21 protein-coding genes are annotated in these 19,753 nt (G+C 45.6%); 3 read left to right on the forward strand and 18 right to left on the reverse strand.

Translation table 11 applies throughout. From position 1 onward, the window contains the following. Positions 1-95: 95 nt before the first annotated feature. The 9 genes from tuf to fkpA all read right to left on the reverse strand — a co-directional run bounded on the left by tuf (position 96) and on the right by fkpA (position 7,429). Positions 96-1,280: an elongation factor Tu gene (gene tuf, locus AACT21_RS12085; RefSeq protein WP_013857920.1), complete on the reverse strand. Its 1,185-nt coding sequence runs from the start codon at positions 1,278-1,280 to the stop codon at positions 96-98. Between the two features lie 123 nt (positions 1,281-1,403). Next, a complete protein-coding gene (fusA, locus tag AACT21_RS12090; RefSeq protein WP_010318928.1) occupies positions 1,404-3,500 on the reverse strand; it encodes an elongation factor G in 2,097 nt (698 codons plus the stop codon). A 75-nt stretch (positions 3,501-3,575) separates the two neighbouring features. Next, positions 3,576-4,046, reverse strand: coding sequence for a 30S ribosomal protein S7 (gene rpsG / locus AACT21_RS12095; RefSeq protein WP_013857921.1), 471 nt, complete (start codon positions 4,044-4,046; stop codon positions 3,576-3,578). A gap of 96 nt (positions 4,047-4,142) precedes the next feature. Further along, positions 4,143-4,517: a 30S ribosomal protein S12 gene (gene rpsL, locus AACT21_RS12100; protein WP_010318930.1), complete on the reverse strand. Its 375-nt coding sequence runs from the start codon at positions 4,515-4,517 to the stop codon at positions 4,143-4,145. Positions 4,518-4,699: 182 nt separating this feature from the next. Further along, the gene (tusB, locus tag AACT21_RS12105) at positions 4,700-4,975 is read right to left on the reverse strand and encodes a sulfurtransferase complex subunit TusB (protein ID WP_010318931.1); all 276 of its coding nucleotides are present in this window, start codon (positions 4,973-4,975) and stop codon (positions 4,700-4,702) included. Positions 4,976-4,984: 9 nt separating this feature from the next. Beyond that, positions 4,985-5,341 carry a sulfurtransferase complex subunit TusC gene (gene tusC / locus AACT21_RS12110; protein WP_047688398.1) on the reverse strand — a complete coding sequence of 119 codons (357 nt, stop codon included), beginning with the start codon at positions 5,339-5,341 and terminating at the stop codon, positions 4,985-4,987. Beyond that, positions 5,338-5,742: a sulfurtransferase complex subunit TusD gene (tusD, locus tag AACT21_RS12115; protein WP_094163598.1), complete on the reverse strand. Its 405-nt coding sequence runs from the start codon at positions 5,740-5,742 to the stop codon at positions 5,338-5,340. The genes tusC and tusD overlap by 4 nt, the downstream gene beginning before the upstream one ends. Then, positions 5,736-6,455, reverse strand: coding sequence for a helix-turn-helix transcriptional regulator (locus AACT21_RS12120; RefSeq protein ID WP_013857924.1), 720 nt, complete (start codon positions 6,453-6,455; stop codon positions 5,736-5,738). Before AACT21_RS12120 ends, tusD begins: the two co-directional genes overlap by 7 nt. A 185-nt stretch (positions 6,456-6,640) precedes the next feature. Beyond that, positions 6,641-7,429 carry an FKBP-type peptidyl-prolyl cis-trans isomerase gene (gene fkpA / locus AACT21_RS12125; RefSeq protein WP_010318935.1) on the reverse strand — a complete coding sequence of 263 codons (789 nt, stop codon included), beginning with the start codon at positions 7,427-7,429 and terminating at the stop codon, positions 6,641-6,643. Between the two features lie 139 nt (positions 7,430-7,568). Between fkpA and AACT21_RS12130 the strand changes: the two genes are divergently transcribed. Then, entirely contained in the window at positions 7,569-8,549 is a 981-nt protein-coding gene (locus AACT21_RS12130) for a WD40 repeat domain-containing protein (protein WP_026027456.1), read from the forward strand. Positions 8,550-8,551: 2 nt separating this feature from the next. Further along, positions 8,552-8,779: a SlyX family protein gene (locus AACT21_RS12135; protein WP_010318937.1), complete on the forward strand. Its 228-nt coding sequence runs from the start codon at positions 8,552-8,554 to the stop codon at positions 8,777-8,779. Positions 8,780-8,843: 64 nt separating this feature from the next. Here AACT21_RS12135 and AACT21_RS12140 read toward each other — a convergent pair whose 3' ends face one another. The 9 genes from AACT21_RS12140 to tsaE form a co-directional block, all read right to left on the reverse strand. Then, on the reverse strand, positions 8,844-9,032 hold the full coding sequence (locus AACT21_RS12140; protein WP_017043313.1) for a DUF2065 domain-containing protein: 189 nt from the start codon (positions 9,030-9,032) through the stop codon (positions 8,844-8,846). A 71-nt stretch (positions 9,033-9,103) separates the two neighbouring features. Further along, the gene (hflC, locus tag AACT21_RS12145) at positions 9,104-10,084 is read right to left on the reverse strand and encodes a protease modulator HflC (protein ID WP_013857929.1); all 981 of its coding nucleotides are present in this window, start codon (positions 10,082-10,084) and stop codon (positions 9,104-9,106) included. Between the two features lie 2 nt (positions 10,085-10,086). Next, positions 10,087-11,280: an FtsH protease activity modulator HflK gene (hflK, locus tag AACT21_RS12150; RefSeq protein WP_013857930.1), complete on the reverse strand. Its 1,194-nt coding sequence runs from the start codon at positions 11,278-11,280 to the stop codon at positions 10,087-10,089. Between the two features lie 45 nt (positions 11,281-11,325). Then, positions 11,326-12,615, reverse strand: a complete 1,290-nt coding sequence (gene hflX, locus AACT21_RS12155; protein ID WP_010318941.1) for a ribosome rescue GTPase HflX — start codon at positions 12,613-12,615, stop codon at positions 11,326-11,328. Between the two features lie 41 nt (positions 12,616-12,656). Then, positions 12,657-12,923 (reverse strand): RNA chaperone Hfq, encoded by a 267-nt coding sequence (hfq, locus tag AACT21_RS12160; RefSeq protein WP_013857931.1) that lies wholly within the window; start codon positions 12,921-12,923, stop codon positions 12,657-12,659. A 181-nt stretch (positions 12,924-13,104) separates the two neighbouring features. Continuing rightward, complete coding sequence (miaA, locus tag AACT21_RS12165; protein WP_026028407.1) at positions 13,105-14,052, reverse strand: tRNA (adenosine(37)-N6)-dimethylallyltransferase MiaA; 948 nt, start codon at positions 14,050-14,052, stop codon at positions 13,105-13,107. A gap of 15 nt (positions 14,053-14,067) precedes the next feature. Beyond that, positions 14,068-16,050 carry a DNA mismatch repair endonuclease MutL gene (gene mutL / locus AACT21_RS12170; RefSeq protein ID WP_094163600.1) on the reverse strand — a complete coding sequence of 661 codons (1,983 nt, stop codon included), beginning with the start codon at positions 16,048-16,050 and terminating at the stop codon, positions 14,068-14,070. Between the two features lie 2 nt (positions 16,051-16,052). Continuing rightward, positions 16,053-17,774 carry an N-acetylmuramoyl-L-alanine amidase gene (locus AACT21_RS12175; RefSeq protein ID WP_019281423.1) on the reverse strand — a complete coding sequence of 574 codons (1,722 nt, stop codon included), beginning with the start codon at positions 17,772-17,774 and terminating at the stop codon, positions 16,053-16,055. Continuing rightward, the gene (tsaE, locus tag AACT21_RS12180) at positions 17,768-18,232 is read right to left on the reverse strand and encodes a tRNA (adenosine(37)-N6)-threonylcarbamoyltransferase complex ATPase subunit type 1 TsaE (RefSeq protein ID WP_010318946.1); all 465 of its coding nucleotides are present in this window, start codon (positions 18,230-18,232) and stop codon (positions 17,768-17,770) included. Before tsaE ends, AACT21_RS12175 begins: the two co-directional genes overlap by 7 nt. 220 nt (positions 18,233-18,452) lie before the next feature. Here tsaE and queG point away from each other — a divergent pair, with 220 nt between their 5' ends. After that, a complete protein-coding gene (gene queG, locus AACT21_RS12185) occupies positions 18,453-19,583 on the forward strand; it encodes a tRNA epoxyqueuosine(34) reductase QueG (RefSeq protein ID WP_064624229.1) in 1,131 nt (376 codons plus the stop codon). Positions 19,584-19,753 lie beyond the last annotated feature (170 nt).

Here is a 19,753-nt window from a genome sequence, read left to right on the forward strand (position 1 = left end):
GGATTAGCAAGGGAAATGTACTAAGGGTCACATCAAACAAAAAGGGAAGCCTAAGCTTCCCTTTTTAATGCAGTGTGTGCATAAATTATCGAAAATTAAGCGATAACTTTAGCAACAACACCAGCACCTACTGTACGACCACCTTCACGGATCGCGAAACGTAGACCTTCATCCATCGCGATTGGAGCGATTAGCTCTACAACCATTTGGATGTTGTCACCTGGCATTACCATCTCTACGCCTTCTGGTAGAGAGATATCGCCTGTTACGTCCGTTGTACGGAAGTAGAACTGTGGACGGTAGCCTTTGAAGAACGGAGTATGACGGCCGCCTTCATCTTTAGACAATACGTACACTTCTGACTCGAACTTAGTGTGTGGAGTGATTGAACCTGGTTTCGCTAGTACTTGACCACGTTCTACTTCATCACGCTTAGTACCACGTAGAAGTGCACCAACGTTCTCACCTGCACGACCTTCGTCAAGCAGCTTACGGAACATCTCAACACCTGTACAAGTCGTTGTGATTGTGTCTTTGATACCAATGATCGCAACTTCGTCACCTACACGTAGGATACCGCGCTCGATACGGCCAGTTACTACTGTACCACGACCTTGGATTGAGAATACGTCTTCGATTGGTAGTAGGAATGCTTGGTCTACTGCACGCTCAGGCTCTGGAATGTAAGTGTCTAGCGCTTCAGCAAGTTCAATGATTTTCGCTTCCCACTGCTCTTCGCCGTTTAGTGCGCCTAGTGCAGAACCTTGGATAACTGGTAGGTCATCACCTGGGAAATCGTACTCAGATAGAAGCTCACGAACTTCCATTTCTACTAGCTCTAGAAGCTCTTCATCATCAACCATGTCACATTTGTTCATGAATACGATGATGTAAGGAATACCAACTTGGCGACCAAGTAGGATGTGCTCACGAGTTTGTGGCATTGGGCCATCTGTTGCAGCAACAACTAGGATACCACCGTCCATTTGCGCAGCACCTGTGATCATGTTTTTAACATAGTCAGCGTGTCCTGGGCAGTCTACGTGTGCGTAGTGGCGTGCTGGTGTATCGTACTCTACGTGAGAAGTATTGATTGTAATACCGCGCTCGCGCTCTTCTGGAGCGTTATCGATAGATGCGAAGTCTTTCGCTTCACCACCGTACACTTTTGCAAGTGTAGTACAGATAGCAGCAGTTAGAGTTGTTTTACCGTGGTCAACGTGGCCGATAGTACCAACGTTTACGTGCGGTTTCGTACGTTCAAATTTTGCTTTAGACACGATCGTGTTCCTTCCTAGTTATGATTCGTCTTGAGTCACATATAGCTCAAGACGCGCCAGAAATTGCTATTTTATGCGCCAACTCTCATCAGCGCAATAGATTCGTTATTAAACAAATAACAGTTAACCACGTTCTGCAATGATTGCTTCTGCAACATTTTTTGGCACATCAGCGTACTCTGCAAACTCCATGGAGTAAGAGGCGCGACCCTGAGTGGCAGATCGTAAGTCTGTTGCATAACCAAACATTTCCGATAGAGGGACTCTAGCATGGATAATCTTAAGGCCTGCATGGCCTTCATCCATACCTTCAATCATGCCGCGACGACGGTTTAAGTCACCCACAACATCACCCATCCAATCTTCTGGAGTAGTTACTTCAACTTTCATCATTGGTTCAAGAAGAACAGGCTGCGCTTCTAAAGCACCTTTCTTGAACGCCATCGAACCAGCAATCTTAAACGCCATCTCGCTTGAGTCGACATCATGATATGAACCATCGAATAATGTCGCTTTCACATCCAGAATCGGATAACCAGCTAACACACCGTTGTTCATTTGCTCTTCGATACCTTTCGCAACCGAGCTGATGTATTCCTTAGGAATCACACCACCAACGATTTCGTCGACAAAGACAAAGCCTTCACCGAGTTCCGCAGGTTCAATCTTAAGCCAAACGTGACCATATTGACCACGACCACCAGATTGACGAACGAACTTGCCTTCTACTTCCGCTTTTCCACGGATAGTTTCGCGGTAAGCCACTTGTGGTTTACCAACGTTACAGTCCACACTGAACTCACGCTTCATGCGATCAACAATGATGTCTAGGTGAAGCTCACCCATACCAGAGATCAACGTTTGACCTGTTTCCTTATCGGTTTCGACACGGAAAGATGGGTCTTCCGCCGCCAGTTTACCTAGCGCAATACCCATTTTTTCTTGGTCAGCTTTAGAGCGAGGCTCTACCGCAATTTGAATCACTGGCTCAGGGAATTCCATGCGCTCAAGAACCACTTTGTGGTCTGGGTTACATAGCGTATCGCCTGTCGTGACATCTTTTAAGCCGATCGCAGCCGCAATATCGCCAGCACGAACTTCTTTAATCTCTTCACGTTTGTTGGCATGCATCTGTACGATACGACCAAAACGTTCTTTTTTCTGTTTCACTGAGTTGTAAACGGCATCGCCAGAGTTCACCACACCAGAGTAAACACGCATGAAAGTCAATGTCCCAACAAATGGGTCAGTGGCAATCTTAAATGCAAGTGCCGAGAAAGGTTCGTTGTCGTCAGCGTGACGTTCTACTTCGTTCTCGTTTTCATCCACGCCTTTAATGGCTGGTACATCTACCGGTGAAGGCAAATATTCAACAACCGCATCCAATACCGCTTGTACGCCTTTATTTTTAAAGGCACTACCACAAGTGGCCAATACGATTTCATTGTTAATGGTACGAGTCCGTAGCGCTTGTTTGATTTCCGCTTCTGTCAGCTCGCCGTCTTCAAGATACTTTTCCATTAACTCTTCACTAGCTTCCGCTGCCGCTTCTACTAGGTTGTTGTGCCATTCTTCGGCCAACTCAAGCATATCTTCTGGAATGTCTTCGTAAGTAAACGTCATGCCTTGATCGGCTTCATTCCAGTTGATGGCTTTCATCTTGATAAGGTCGATGACACCTTTGAACTCTTCTTCCGCACCAATATTTAATTGAATAGGAACCGGAGTCGCACCAAGACGATGTTTAATTTGGTTTACAACGCGTAAAAAGTCTGCGCCAGCACGGTCCATTTTATTAACGAACACCATGCGAGGAACACCGTATTTGTCAGCTTGACGCCATACAGTTTCAGACTGGGGTTCAACACCAGATGAGCCACAGAATACAACCACTGCACCATCAAGCACACGAAGTGAACGCTCTACTTCAATTGTAAAGTCAACGTGTCCTGGGGTATCAATGATGTTTACGCGATGATCTTGGAACTGTGCTTCCATACCACGCCAGAAGGTTGTCGTAGCAGCAGAAGTGATAGTGATACCACGTTCTTGCTCCTGCTCCATCCAGTCCATGGTTGCAGCACCATCGTGAACTTCGCCGATTTTGTGAGAAAGGCCAGTGTAGAACAGAATACGCTCAGTAGTGGTTGTTTTACCTGCATCTACGTGAGCACAGATACCGATGTTGCGGTAGCGCTCAATAGGAGTTTTCCGAGCCACGATTGTATCCTCTTACTAAGGTAATCCTTAGAGTATGAAAATGTGCTGCGAGAGAACCTCGCAGCACAGAAGGTATTACCAGCGGTAATGAGCGAATGCTTTGTTCGCTTCTGCCATACGGTGAACGTCTTCACGTTTCTTAACAGCAGTACCTTTATTTTCTGACGCGTCTAGCATTTCAGCAGCTAGGCGAGCAGCCATAGATTTTTCACCACGCTTACGCGCAGCATCAACTACCCAACGCATAGCAAGTGCGTTACGGCGAACCGGACGTACTTCTACTGGCACTTGGTAAGTTGAACCACCCACGCGGCGAGATTTAACTTCGACCGCTGGACGTACGTTTTCAAGAGCTTCTTCAAATACAGCTAAGTGACCTTTGCCAGATTTCTCAGCCATAGTGTCTAGTGCAGTGTAAACAATTTTCTCTGCAGTAGATTTTTTACCGTCAACCATAAGAATGTTAACGAATTTTGCCAGCAGTTCAGACTTGAACTTTGGATCTGGAAGGATCTTACGCTGACCAATAACGCGACGACGTGGCATGGATATTCTCCGTTGTCTTTTTCAGGTTATCCAAAACTTTTCAGTTTCTTCAAAAATTAAATAATTTAGTGTTTGGCCTTACTTAACGGAAATCCATTAAGATTTAGGACGTTTCACACCGTATTTAGAACGAGCTTGTTTACGGTCGTTTACGCCTGCACAGTCAAGTGCACCACGGATTGTGTGGTAACGCACACCTGGAAGGTCTTTTACACGACCGCCACGGATAAGAACAACTGAGTGCTCTTGAAGGTTGTGACCTTCACCGCCGATGTACGAAGTCACTTCGAAGCCGTTCGTTAGACGAACACGACATACTTTACGAAGTGCTGAGTTAGGTTTTTTAGGTGTAGTAGTGTAAACACGTGTACATACACCACGTTTTTGTGGGCACGCTTCTAGTGCTGGCACGTTGCTTTTAACAACTTGCTTTACACGAGGATTGCGGACCAACTGGTTAATAGTTGCCATTAACTAGCTCCTGAATTTACTTAAAGTAAGCTTTGTGAAAAATCTAGTCCCTAGTGCACTTAGTACAAATAGGGACGCAAAATTCTATGCAGCAGTGAGAGGTGTGTCAAGAAATATACAGATCTTTTTTAACCACCATAAGTAAAGGGTGGGTAATAGAGGGGTAATAGTGATAAGAAAATCTACCAAGTGATTGATTTTTCATGATTAGTAGTAAGTTCAACCAAACCAGAGAAATCCACTTTGGTAATTTGTACTGAGCAGAGATCCTGCACCCCACGCGCGCAGAGATCCTCAAGTAAGACATAAACCCTGTTCAGATCGTTGAGTAGTAAAAAAGAGCCCGCACTAGGGTTACTCATATAAACCGCTTCTTCAACCAAGATAATACTATCCTCAGCCAAACAATAACGCTGCGCTAAGGCCAGTTTTGCCGTGTCTTTTACAATATGCAGCATAGGTACACCTTAGAAAGTTAGTACTTGATCGCACTCGTGAAGTAACTGAGCGATTTGCTGAGGCGATTTTTTTTCAACATCAATTACCCATTGAGCTGATGCTAACCCCAATTCTTCAACGCTTTGCTCACACAGATAAAGGTGTTCAATATCGTATAACTCAAGCAGTTTAAACGCACTGATGTAATCACGGCTAAGCAGTTGTTGCGGTGATTGGTTGGCGACGATTTGCGCCACGCCAAGCCCAACAAAAAAGAGCGAGATCGCATCACAATAGGCAGAGGCTGCCAGTACAGCATCCAGCCCTTCTCTTCCGGCCGAACTAGAATGAGGCGAAGAATGAAAAACAAAACCGATTTTTTTCAAAACTGTACCACTCGATCTTGAGTTAATAACGCTTCAGCTAAGCTTCCTAACCCAGTTTGTGCAAAACCTTGTGCCAAATTATGCGCAGTGAGCTGGTGTTGCTGAGCTTCATTTTCACTGATAATGCCACGACGTAACGCTGCAGCAACACAGGTTTCTAAGCGTACATGGTGTTCAGTAGCTAGCCTCTGCCATGCTTTCACAAGATCAAACTCATCGTTCGCAGGCGCGGTGATCGCAGAGCCATTGAAAACACCATCTTGATAAAAAAATACTTGCTCGAGTGAATGCCCTTTTTCTAGCAATGCACAGGCAAACAGATAAGCACTACGCGCTGCCTGTGTGCCATACACTGAGCCATTGACCAATAATGTGTAACTCAATACTGGCGCCACTAACATTCATCTCCGGTCTTGCGTTGGCGAATGTAGAGATAGACAGTATGTTTAGAGATATTGAGCCGATCAGCTACGCGGTTAATCGCATCTTTGATGTCAAAAATGCCTTTGTCGTACAGCTCCATCACAATCTGACGGTTCTTGGTATTGTTAGACACTGATTTATCGGCGTTGATCTCTTCGATGGTACGCTCTACCGTCTGATCCACCAGCTCTTCTACATCACTGGCAAAGTTAACCGATGAGGCGGCTTCCTGAGCTTCCTGAGTCGGCATGAATGATTGCAGAACTTGTGAGAACGGAGCATCTAAATTGACGTTGATACAAAGTAAGCCAATGACTCGGTTATCACCATTACGAATCGCGACCGTAATCGATTTCATCAACACACCACCCTTGGCGCGAGAGAAATACGATCGTGAGAAGTTACGCTCCGATCCTTCAATATCTTTCAACATACGCAGTGCAAGATCAGTGATCGGGGAACCCACTTGACGTCCCGTGTTTTCACCATTGGCAATTTTAATCGCCGAGGTATTGAGATCTTCCAATGAGTGCAGAACGATCTCACAAAAAGGACCAATCAGGCTGGCGATACCGTCAACCACAGCTTCATAAGATCGAAGAATGATTTTATCGTGATCACTAAATGGCATCACGTGCACGGATTCCATTTCAAGCAACATATCCGCGTTTAAAGTTTCTGTCGTTGTCACTGTTATCTAGCCTTAGAGCGAAAAATCAACAAATTGACGTAAGTTTATCAGAAAATTTTAATCGAAAACTCTGTTAAGTCACTAACAAGTGATTTAGAACAACTAATTAGTGAGTCGTTAGAGACAGAAAAGGCCTGATTCATCAGGCCTTTGAGCTGGTTACAACGGTTCAACAATGGCTGATATTATTTAGCCGCATCGCTACCGTTATCAATTTTTAGCAACTCCACTTCAAACACAAGTGTTGAGTTTGCTGGAATAGTCGGTGTGTCTTGCTCACCGTAAGCCAGTTGCGGCGGGATAACAAACTTGTATTTTGCTCCCACTTGCATCAGTTGCACACCTTCTGTCCAACCAGGAATAACCCGATTGAGTGGGAATGTCGCTGGCTCACCACGATCATACGAGCTATCAAATTGAGTACCGTCAGCCAGTGTCCCTTTGTAATGCACTTGAACAGTATCGGTCTCTTTTGGTGACTCACCTTTTGCTGGCGTCAGTACTTGGTACAGTAAACCAGATTCAGTTTTCTTTACGCCATCTTGTTTTTCAAATTCAGCGCGGAATTCGTCACCAGCTTTTTCAGCAGCAGCCGCTTTTTCAGCGGCTTTCGCTTGCATGGTTTCAGAAACGCGTTTATCTAGAGCTTCTAGCGCTGCGCGTGTCTCTTCTTCACTCAACTCAGCATTGCCCGCGAAGACATGTTCAATCCCTTTTAGAACCAGATCTTTATTCAGATTGATACCAATTTCGGCTGGTTTTTCAATGCTGGTGCTGAGGTAATTTGCAAAAGAGACGCCAATCGCGTAAGCCGCTTTGTCATCTTCTGTTTTAAAGTGAACCGTTTTTCCCGCTTCCGTTTGTACTTGTTCTGCTGCAGGTGCTGCTTCAGTTTTCGGGGCTTCATCTTTCTGGCAGCCAACTGCAAGCATGACGGTTGCCGCAAGCAGTGACACTTTAAACAATGATTTCATTTATTTCTCCAATTTGTAGGCAAACCTTTTGTTATTACGCACAAATTTCGGTGAAAAACTGGTGCGCTAAACAGAGTTGTACCAATATAGCGATATGTTGATAGATTGTCTTTACACTCAAAGCGGATAATTAGACTTGATGCGAATAATTTCTCATTCAATCCTAGGTTGCATTGTCATCTTGATGTTAAATGGCTGTTTTTTCTCTAACAGCGATGTACAACGTTGGGATATAGAACCAAACGGTTCGACCAGTTTCGGTTTAAGCCGCGATGGTCGTTTTGCGCTACTCTATTCCAAACAAAGACAACTCGTTCTATGGGATCTTGAACAAAACAAAACCTTAGCCGAATTGGGACCTCAAGACCCACAAGCCAATACCGTTTCCCATATTCGACTCTCCGATAATGGCCGTTTTGCCGTGACCGCTAGCCAAATTAACTTTGCCGTATGGGACTTAGGTTGGACACAAGCTCAAGGTTTGTGGTCCATCTCCGATGGGCTGATCCGAGACATTGACATTGCCAATAACGGAAAACAAGTTCTACTCGGTTTATCCAATGGTAAAGCGATTTACGTCGATTTAGTCACTGGACGTCGACTAGAGTTCCTTGCTCATCGAGAAAAAGTGAATTCTGTCGCCCTATCGCCCAATGGCCGCTTTGCTCTGACGGGAGGTAATGATTATTTTGCCTACCTTTGGGATACGCAAAGTGGGCAAATTTTACGATCGTTTGAACATGAGCAGCGGGTGAATCGAGTAGCGCTGCAGCGAGAGGGAAAATTAGCCTTTACCTCCGATGGTGGTAATCAATCCATTATTTGGGATCTCTCTTCGGGTAAGGAACAGGCGAAATTGCGCAGTTTTTCACGACAATTGATCTTCTCTACGGCGCGTTTTTCCGATGATGGCAGGTTGCTTGTGACAGGGAATCCTTCAAGCCAAGTCGCGGTTTGGGATACTCAAAGTGGTAAAAAACAGCAAGGATTCGAAGTAGAACCGCTAAAAGATGCTCGCCCACCCACTGCGGTGGTGTATGATGCGGCCTTTGATCATCAGCAACGAATTATTACCGGAAGCTCTGCAGGTATTGCTCAAGCTTGGAAACTCGACGATTAGTTATGAACGATAAGTATATTCAGCAATTAGAACAGCGTGTTAGTGACTTGGAATGCCAACTTGCTTTTCAAGAACAAACCATTGATGAACTCAATCAAGCATTATCAACACAGCAGCTCATGCTGACGAAAATGCAAGACCAAATGAAATATGTGGCTGGTAAAGTCAAAAATATGGATGCCTCACATTTAGCGGATCCATCAGAAGAGACTCCACCACCTCACTATTGATAGTGATGATACTGATAGTGATAAACTGATAATAATAAATCGGTTACCGCGCTATTGTGCATCACTATCGTGCGAAGTAGTACGCAATGATGCCCCCAGCAACGACGAGACAACCACCGATGCGGCGCAGTTGATGATCGGGCTGCTGGCTGAGCTCTGCCACCATTTTTCTCCAGCCATTAGGGGCGATTAACGGTCCAATACCTTCTGCAATTAACACCAGCCCCACAGCAAGCCAGATTGAATTCGACATAGTGCCTTCTCTCTTAAAGCCAATAAACGACAAAGGCTCCCTGAAGGAGCCTTTGAATAAACAACGGTCAATTATTTCGTTGTCAAACCTTTGGTGTTATTCATGTACTTGAAGAAATCACTCTTAGGATCAAGCACCAAGATATCACTCTTCTCGCTAAATGATTTCTCATAGGCTTTCAGCGAACGTAAGAACCCGTAAAACTCAGGATCTTTACTGTACACATCTGAGTAAATCTTCGCTGCTTTAGCATCAGCATCACCGCGAGTTACGCGAGCCGTTTTATCCGCTTCCGCTAAGATAGTCGCCACTTCAAGTTCAGCTTGAGCACGAATGACTTCGGCTTTTTCACGACCTTGAGAGCGGTGTTTACGAGCTACTGACTCACGCTCAGCACGCATACGACGGTAGATCGATTCACTGATTTCATCTGGAAGGTTAATTTTCTTAATACGGAAATCAACCACTCTGACGCCCAAATCTTTCAGTGCACCTTTACGTGTATCTTCCAACACATTTTCCATTACTTGGTCACGTTGACCATCGATTTCCAATGCTTGTTTCGCAGCCTCAGTCGTGACGACTTCATCATCAGCACTTTCCGGCAAGACATCTTTATTACGTGGGCCTGAAACAATTTGCTTGATTTCACGAGAACCGATTTCAGAACGAAGAATGTCTGTCACTTTACGCTCTAACAGTGCTTGTGCCGTCAACGCATTGCCACCACCCGTTGCCAAGTAGTATTGACCAAAGTCTTCAATACGCCATTTGACATAGGTATCGATGATCACATCTTTTTTCTCTGAAGTCACGAAACGGTCAGAGCGGCCATCCATTGTTTGGATGCGCGCATCTAACGTTCTTACTCGATCAAACAGTGGCATTTTAAAATGCAAACCCGGTTCGTAGATTCGAGCAATTTCATTGTTATCTTTCAGAATACGACCGAAACGGACAACAATACCGCGCTCACCTTCAGGAATCACAAACAGCGACATCAACATCAATACCAGTGCAATCACTAATACTGGGATCATTAACTTACGCATTACTAGTATCTCCCTTGACGTGTATTGCTAGAGCGAGACGGTGTATTACCTGTATCACTGCTGGTTGGTGAATCAAGCTCTATCTGATCATAGGTTGATGATGATTTATCTTGACGTTTGGTGTCATTCTTACTGTCTTGGCCTGTAATTCGATCCAACGGTAGATAAAGCATATTGCCACTGGATTCTGAATCAATTAGCACTTTAGATGTGTTTGAATACACCTCTTCCATAGTATCTAGGTAGAGACGATTACGTGTCACATCTGGCGCGGCTTGATACTCAGGGAGCAGTTTTTCAAACTGTGCCACTTGACCCAATGCTTCGTTAATCGTGCGTTCTGTATAACCTTGCGCTTCTTTCTTCAAACGTTCTGCTCGGCCTGTTGCTTTAGGCAGAATTTCGTTCTTATACGCTTCAGATTCACGAATGAAACGCTCTTCATCTTCTCGCGCCGCAATCGCATCATCGAACGCATCTTTCACTTGCTCTGGCGGACGAGCCGACTGGAAGTTGACATCGACAATCATTAAGCCCATATCATAGCTATCAATGATTTGATTCAAGGTCGTTTGGGTACTTTGACGAATTTGCTGACGGCCACTGGTTAAGATACTGTCCATCAAAGAATCACCAACCACGGCACGTAATGCTGAGTCAGTTGCTTGGCGTAAGCTATCGTCAGCATTAGTCACACGATACAAGTACTTGTATGGATCAGACACGCGATATTGTACATCCATGCCAACAGTGACCACGTTTTCATCTTTGGTTAGCATCAAACCCGATGCACGTAGTGAGCGAATCGCTTGTACGTTAACGGCCGTCACTTCATCAACAAAGCGAGGACGCCAGTTCAAACCTGGATCAACGATGCGATCATACTTACCTAAACGCAGCACGACGCCACGCTCAGCTTCACCAATCGTATAGAAACCAGAAAAGAACCACACCGCAACTGCGATTGCAGCAATGACTCCAAAGCCAATTGCGCTACCACCAGAGAATGAAGGGCCTTTACCGCCTTTCTTACCAAATCGTCCGCCCAGTTTCTGGCTCAGTTTATTGAAAACCTCATCCAAATCTGGCGGTCCTTGATCACGGCCACCTTTATTTTTGTCACCACGATTATTACCCCAAGGGTCATTATCGCGGCCATTGTTGCCGTTGTTATTACCGGGCTCATTCCACGCCATTAGAAAGCTCCATCATTTGATATGACGTTATACTGTAGCAGTCCTTTAAGTAACTATAAAGTCACGTAAAACTGCTTCTTCTCTTTTTTCTAGTCTAAACCAATCAACTTGCTGCATACGAATGTTAATCAACAAATTACCATCTGGATCATATTCTTCTTGTTGAATACATTTCATTTGTGAAAATGCACTACGAATGCGACCTTGGTGCAGTGGTGGAATACACAATTGATATTGAATGACTTGACTCGCTAATCGCTCTGTCAATGCTTCGAAAAGCAGATCAATACCTTGTCCATCCATGGCTGATAACCACACGGTTCTCGGTATTCCCTCATCATCTTTTTCGATGCGAGGTTGTTGGCCTTCTAGATTATCGATCTTGTTCATGACGACAAGCGTTGGCACCTCATGGGCGTCAATCTCTTCTAATACATCATGGACGGCTTTGATATTCTCACGAAAACGCTCATCACTGGCATCAACAACATGTAACAAAATGTCAGCTTCTTGAGTTTCTTGTAACGTGGCTTTAAATGCTGCAACTAAATCGTGCGGCAGATGACGAATAAATCCTACGGTGTCAGCGAGAACGGCAGTACCAACGTCCGCCAATTCGATTTTCCGCAAGGTAGGATCTAGGGTTGCAAACAGTTGATCGGCTGCATAAACCCCAGCTTCAGTAATGCGATTAAATAACGTTGATTTCCCCGCATTGGTATAACCCACTAGCGATATGGTGGGAATCTCAGCTCGATTTCGAGCTCGGCGTCCTTGTTCTCGCTGCTTAGCGACTTTCTCTAAGCGGCGTAATATCGCTTTAATACGTTCACGCAATAAACGTCTGTCGGTTTCTAGCTGCGTTTCACCAGGTCCACGTAAGCCTATACCGCCTTTTTGTCGCTCAAGGTGCGTCCAACCACGAATTAATCGTGTAGAGATGTGGCGCAATTGTGCCAGCTCTACTTGCAACTTCCCTTCATGGGTTCGTGCTCGTTGGGCAAAAATATCGAGGATGAGGCCAGTACGGTCAATCACTCGACATTGGCATAGTTGTTCAAGATTACGTTCTTGGGCAGGAGAAAGGGCGTGGTTGAAGATCACCACATCCGCTTCAACAAGTTGAACCGCATGCGCTATCTCTTGGGCTTTACCCTCACCGACATAATATTTAGGGTGTGGAGTTTGACGGCTGCCAGTAATAATTTGCAGTGTCGACACTCCAGCAGAAGAAACCAGCATTTCACACTCGCTGAGATCATCCCACTCACCCTTTTGCGTGAAGTTGATATGAACAAGTACCGCTCGCTCACCGGCTTCGTAACGGTCAAACAAGCAACCAACTCCTTTGTAAGTAAATAATACTAATCAGAGAATTACTCTTCTGATTTGTCTGATGGACGATCAGACCCAGTGCGTGGCTCAGCAGTATGGTGGCTCACTGCACGTGCAGGAACAACCGTTGAAATCGCATGCTTATACACCATTTGATTGACTGTGTTTTTCAGTAAGATCACAAATTGATCAAAGGATTCAATCTGACCTTGAAGCTTAATTCCGTTCACAAGGTAGATGGATACTGGAATGCGCTCACGACGTAGTGCATTTAAGAATGGGTCTTGTAGAGATTGCCCCTTAGCCATTTTATTTTCCTTATTTGTATTTTGTTGTAGTTATTTAGCTAGTGGTGCACTGCATTATTGGTGCGGCCTTTGCATCTGAGCTAAATGAATAAAAACCCCGTTGCTACTTGTTATGACGGCGATAATGCCAAATATCAAGTAACGGATCCTTTACAGGGTACATCACGCAAAAGCGATCACATTATACACAGCTAACTCCATCAGATGCTATGGCATTTGAGAGAGTTTCTACTGCATGATCAATGTTTTCGCTATCTAACCAAGTTAAATCATCCCAGCTGCGTAACCAGGTGATCTGACGCTTGGCCAATTGACGGGTTGCACAGATTCCACGATATACCGCTTCCTCTAACGTACAATTCCCATCCAAATAGTCCCACATCTGTCGATAACCAACACAGCGAATCGATGGCAAATCCGGATGAAGATCGTTTCGAGCATAAAGTGCTTTCATTTCTTCTTCAAATCCAGCTTCGATCATCTTTTCAAACCTGAGTTCGATTCGACGGTGGAGCTCAGCCCTTTCCTTGGGAGCTATAGCAAACTGCTTAACTCGAAATGGCAGGCTTTCACCTTTCGTTTGAGTTAACTCTGTAAGAGTTTTACCTGAAATTCGGTAAACTTCCAATGCTCGTGACAATCTTTGTGGATCATTGGGATGAATTCTTGCCGCCGAAACCGGATCAATCGTTTGTAATTGATCGTGTAACTGACCCCAACCATGCTCCAAAGCCTCTTGCTCAATTTGTTGCCGTATCTCAGGGTTAGCCGCAGGAAGTGGCGAAAGCCCTTCAAGTAGAGCCTTGTAATACAACATAGTTCCCCCAACGAGCAGAGGAATTTTACCTTGCGCGGTAATATCATGCATTGCAAGTAATGCATCGCGACGAAAATCCGCCGCCGAATAGGCTTCACTTGGATCCAAAATATCGATCAGACGATGAGGTGCGAGTGCCAGTTCATGTGCATTAGGTTTGGCGGTGCCAATATCCATGCCTTTGTAGATCAGCGCCGAGTCGACACTGATGATTTCCACTGGGTATTTTTGGCGCAAACGAATCGCCAAATCTGTTTTACCTGATGCGGTCGGGCCCATTAAAAACAGAGCCAATGGTTGTGTTTGATTCATCATTCTTTTAATTCGTTATGCCAACAAGGCCGCTATGGTGGTAGAAAAATCAACGGGGCGGACAAAACTCGCATCATGAAGAGGAAGTTGCCCTTGCCAAAGCTGTTCAAGTTCCGAAATCATTTGGATGGCTTCAGACAAAGTGTAGTCACTTTTCACCACAGTGATGTGTTCAGCCAGCCAATCGGCAACAAGATCCACCGTAATAGGTTCATCATCAGCCGTAAAATTAGCGGACACGTAAGATAGCAGATCTGGGATTAAGTTTTGCAGGTTTTGTTGCCTCAACGGTTGAGGTACGCCCATCACCATGATGCTTGAACCATGACGTTCTTTAAGCTCAATCCCTAGCGTATTCAACATCGGCTGGCAATGCGCTAACGCTTGATGTTCTTGTGCTGAGAGCTTGATGGAGAGCGGCACGAGTAAAGGTTGGCTTTTCAAGCCGCCTTGTTCGGTATGCAACTGGCCGCGAGTTTTCAGCCATGCTCCTTTGATAAGAGAAAGCAATACGACGCCCTGTTTGGACCCCATTAACAGGTACTGCCCTTTGATTACCGCAATAGCTTTACCCAACTGTTCGAGCTGCAGCATTTCACCTTGATCTTGATGTGCGATAGGAGAAAGTTCGACTGCTGAAGCTGGCGGTTGAGTTGCCATCAGCTCTTGATAGAGCTTCACTTCCCCGCTCGAAGGTGAGCCCGTTGGCTGGCGCTCAGCTTTCGCCCGAGAAGAAGATGGAGAGCCGTTTTGCTGCCAATGGCTACGCTTTGGCGTTTCAGCTATGCCGTGCGCGGTTGTGCTTTCTCGCTCAGCTTTTCGTGGATAAGCGGGAGTGTTGTCAATCGCTTGCCACACTTGCTCTGGAACGGTGTTATGCCCCTCAGTTTCTTGGCACACACTATCAATTGCAGTGTCATTCTCAATGCGATCCACAGTCGCCGCATCGGGCTGATGAAAAGCCGATGGTTTGAGCTGCGGCTTCTCAATGTGCTTGCTTTCAGCCAGTGCACTACTGAGTGCTTGATAGATAAAATCATGCACTAATCGCGCTTGATGGAAACGCACCTCGTGTTTCGCGGGATGGACATTCACATCCACTTGATGGGGATCGAGCTCAATGAAGAGTACATAAGTGGCGAACTGATCGCCTCTCAGGCTGGTTTCATAACTTTGCCGGATAGCATGATTAATCAGCTTGTCACGCATCATCCGCCCATTAACGTAGCAGTATTGCAAATCACTCTGCTGGCGCGCGCCTTCTGGAGTCGTTATCCAACCATGCAAGCGAAGCCCTTGATGTTCCAACTCAATGTTCAGCATATGGCGAACAAAAGCGTTGCCACACACAGCCGCGATTCTTTTTTCCTCTTGAGCGGCCGTTTTAGCCGCTCGATATTGACGTACCATCTTGCCGTTATGGCGCACATTGATGGTGACATCAAACCGGCTCAAAGCAATGCGTTTTAGTAGCTCATCAATGTGAGTAAATTCTGTTTTCTCTGTGCGTAAAAATTTGCGCCGAGCGGGCGTATTAAAGAACAGATCGAGCACTTCGACAGACGTTCCAATCGGGTGTGCGGTTGGCTGCAACTTAACCGCCATATCTCGACCTTCACTGTATGCTGCCCAAGCCTGTTCTTGCGTGGCTGGACGAGACGTCAATGTAAGCCGAGAGACTGAGCTAATACTCGCGAGCGCTTCTCCACGAAAACCTAAGCTGACGATCGCCTCTAAATCATCCAAGGTGTGAATTTTAGAAGTTGCATGGCGGCTTAAAGCGAGCGCCAATTCCTCTTTTACTATCCCTTGTCCGTTATCGCGCACACGAATAAGCTTCGCACCTCCCTTTTCGATATCGATATCGATACGAGAGGCGCCCGAATCCAAGCTATTCTCCACCAGCTCTTTAACGACAGAAGCCGGCCTTTCAACCACTTCACCTGCGGCAATTTGGTTAGCAAGACGTGCGGGTAGAATCTTAATCGTCATACTCATTACTACTTATTGGGAATGATCAACACTTGCCCTATGGCGAGCTGATCAGACCGAAGTTGGTTTACTTGGCGAATACTATTCAGACTCACTTGATATTGGCTGGCAATTTTGCTCAAAAACTCGCCTTTTTCAACTTTATGCTTACGCAGCGGCTTATCCTTCAAACTCACCGTTATCTTCAGTTTCTGCCCCAGCGTTAAGGTGTCTGAACGCAAGTTATTCTCGCGTTTAATCGCATCCACACTCACTTTATACGTGCTCGCTATCTTGCCCAAATACTCGCCAGATTTCACCACATGCGTAACAATTTCCGTTTCTACTGGGTTGCTGACCACAGGAACGCGAATCGGAGCTGACGTGGCCGGAATCGTTAAGATTTGACCAATCGACAAATTGGCATTTTTTAGTTTGTTGGTTGCGATTAATGCTTGAGTCGAAGTGCCATATTTATTAGCGATAACCGAGAGTGATTCCCCACGCTGCACTTTGTGCTTTTGCGTCTTACCGCGATTAGCAAACAGAGTGCCCTCGGGTGGGTTTTCTTCAAAATACTTGACGATGGCGGTTGCCAATGCGCGAGCCAATTTATCTTGATGCGAGCGCTGAAATAGCAATTGTTCCTCGGTAGGGTTAGAAATAAAACCTGTTTCAACCAACACCGAAGGAATATCGGGCGACTTAAGTACCGCCAAACTTGCGTTGACTGGCTCTGCTTTATGTAAATGGGCTACTTTTCCCATTTCGCCTAGCAGATGAGTTGCCACCTTGTAACCCTCTTTTTGTGAGTGACTAAATTGCAAGTCCAGCAAGGTTTGGCTAACGTTTCGATCGCTATTGTTTTTTGCCAGCACTTCACCTGCCCCACCTAACAGTTCTGATTGCTGTTCGTGGTTCTCAACCCAGCGAGCAATTTCCGTATTCGCACGCTTGGTATTTAACACAAACACCGAGCCCCCCCTGGGTTGCGGGGTATGAAAGGCATCGGCGTGAATGGAGACAAGTAGGTGTGACTTATTACGGCGCGCAATTTCAGAACGTTTATTGAGATTGACAAAGTAATCGCCACTGCGTGTCATGACCGCCTTCATCCCCGGTACGGCGTTAATTTGATCTGCGATCTTCTTGGAGATACTTAAGGTGGCATTTTTTTCATATTTTTTGGTCGGGCCAATCGAGCCGGGATCTTCTCCGCCATGACCAGCATCAATAGCCACCACGATATCCTCGGTTCCTAATAACTGCGAAGCGTCGCGGCTCACTTTAGTTTGGCTGGCCGGTTTTACTGTCGCCTTGTCGCTATCCAAATTGTGGGGTAAATCAACCACCAAACGATGCCCATACTGACCACCCGGCGTTGGCGCAAGTTTAAATGGCTGAGGGTTCACTTTGCGCTGTAACTCAAACACCAAGCGATACGTCCCTTTCTCCGGAGGCGAGCTATTACGAATTTGCTTGAGAACAGGGCTATCCGTGACTTTAAGCGGCAATTTTGTATTAAGCGTGGTGTTTTTTAAATCCACCACCAAACGCTCGGGGCTGCTTAAAGTGAAATAGCTATAATCCGCTTCAGTTTTGAGATCGATAACCACTCGAGTTTCATCTGGAGAAGGCCAAACGCGCACGCCTTCTAATGCATTCGCGTGCGCCGTTGAAGTAAATAAAGCACAGCCCCAAACCGCAAGCGATAGAGTTATCGTTCGTAACAAATGGATGATGTTCAACATAACTCCAACTGACTCAGCAATGAGGATCCATAGGGGCTGTTTGCACTCAGAAAAGCTTGCCTTTGTTCGCCATCGTAGCGTAGCTCAACATCAATATCTGCGGTTGGAAGTAGACCGCTGCCTTTTTCTGGCCACTCAACAAGGCAGATCGCATCCGGTGTGAAATAGTCACGAATACCCATAAATTCCAACTCTTCCGGATCGGCCAAGCGATAAAGATCAAAATGGTATACTTGCCAATCGGCTAGTTGATAAGGTTCAACTAAGGTATAAGTCGGGCTCTTGACGTTGCCAACATGGCCTAATGCGCGGATGAAGCCACGGCTGAAGGTTGTTTTTCCAGCACCGAGATCACCATGCAAATAAAGCGTGGTTTGCGCAGAGCATCGCTTAGCCAAAGCTGCACCTAATTTTACCGTTTGCTGTTCGTCTTTTAAGGTAAAGATCTTAGTACTCATGAATTACCGCTCTCAAGTGTCGAAAATTGACTATATAAAAATCAAAAGAACTCGAATAGTAAACTGGGTTGGAATTGAGAGACAAGCTCTCTTCTGTAAGTAAAAGGAAAAAACTCGCTTTTTATGTCAGTTTAATCCACATCACAGACGATCATTTCCTAGATCCTCAATAAAGGATCCGTTAAGATCCTCGCCCCTTTTTGCAACGAGCTCATCGATAATGGACTACCAAGTACTGGCAGACAAAATTAAAATCTGGGCACGTGAACTTGGCTTCGAAAAGGTCGGGATCTGCGATATCGATCTCAGTGAGCACGAAGAGCCTTTGCAGAAATGGTTGGATGCTGGATTTCACGGTGAGATGGACTGGATGGCGCGCCATGGAATGATGCGAGCTAGGCCACATGAACTCCTTCCCGGCACCGTCCGTGTGATCAGCGCCCGCATGAATTACTTACCCCCAGATGCTCGGTTTGCCAGTGATTTGAATAATCCCAATTACGCTTATATCAGCCGCTACGCTCTGGGGCGTGACTACCATAAACTGGTACGCAACCAGCTAAAAAAACTCGGCGAAAAGATTGAACAAGAAGTGGGGGCACTCGGTTATCGCCCTTTTGTGGACTCCGCCCCAATACTAGAGCGGCCTTTAGCACAAAAAGCTGGGCTTGGTTGGACTGGCAAGCATTCGCTTATCCTTGATAAAGAGAGTGGTTCTTGGTTTTTTCTTGGTGAACTACTGATTGATTTGCCGCTGCCGGTCGATACACCAAGCAGTAATCAATGTGGCAAATGCACAGCCTGCATCACCTCATGCCCTACACAAGCCATCGTAGAAGACGGTGTTGTTGATGCTCGCCGATGCATCTCTTACCTCACCATAGAATATGATGGCGTAATTGCTGAAGAGTTTCGCAAGGCAATGGGTAACCGCATTTACGGCTGTGATGATTGCCAGTTGGTCTGCCCTTGGAATCGCTTTTCCGACCTCACTCAACAAAATGATTTTCATCGCCGTCAAGCACTGGATGAACCAGACTTAGTTGAACTGTTTGCTTGGGATGAGGCCACCTTCTTACGTTATATGGAAGGTTCGGCTATTCGCCGAATTGGCCACCAGCAATGGTTGCGTAATCTTTCCATCGCTTTAGGAAACGCGCCATATTCACAACGCATTATCGCAGCGCTAAACACGAGGTTAGGCTTGTCTGATTTATTAGACGAACATATACATTGGGCGCTAGTAGAACAAAAACGAAAATCATCGGAGCCAGCGAGTGCATGCTCTAGCAATAAGAAGCAGCAGCGCTTAATTCGAATTGTCGAGAAAGGGTTACCGCGTGATGCGTAAAAAATGAGGTAATTGCATAACTAATGAACACAGACTTTGATATGTATCTCAAAATACCAATTTGTGGACAAAATTTTAAACACGACACTGTTTTCTATAATTAAGAAAAGTTAGCCACATCAGCAATTAATGACAAGGATCAAAGATCTTGATATTAATGATCATACAGT

The sequence above is a fragment of the Vibrio sp. V08_P9A1T1 genome, assembly GCF_963874405.1.
GTDB classification, from domain to species: Bacteria; Pseudomonadota; Gammaproteobacteria; order Enterobacterales; family Vibrionaceae; genus Vibrio; species Vibrio anguillarum.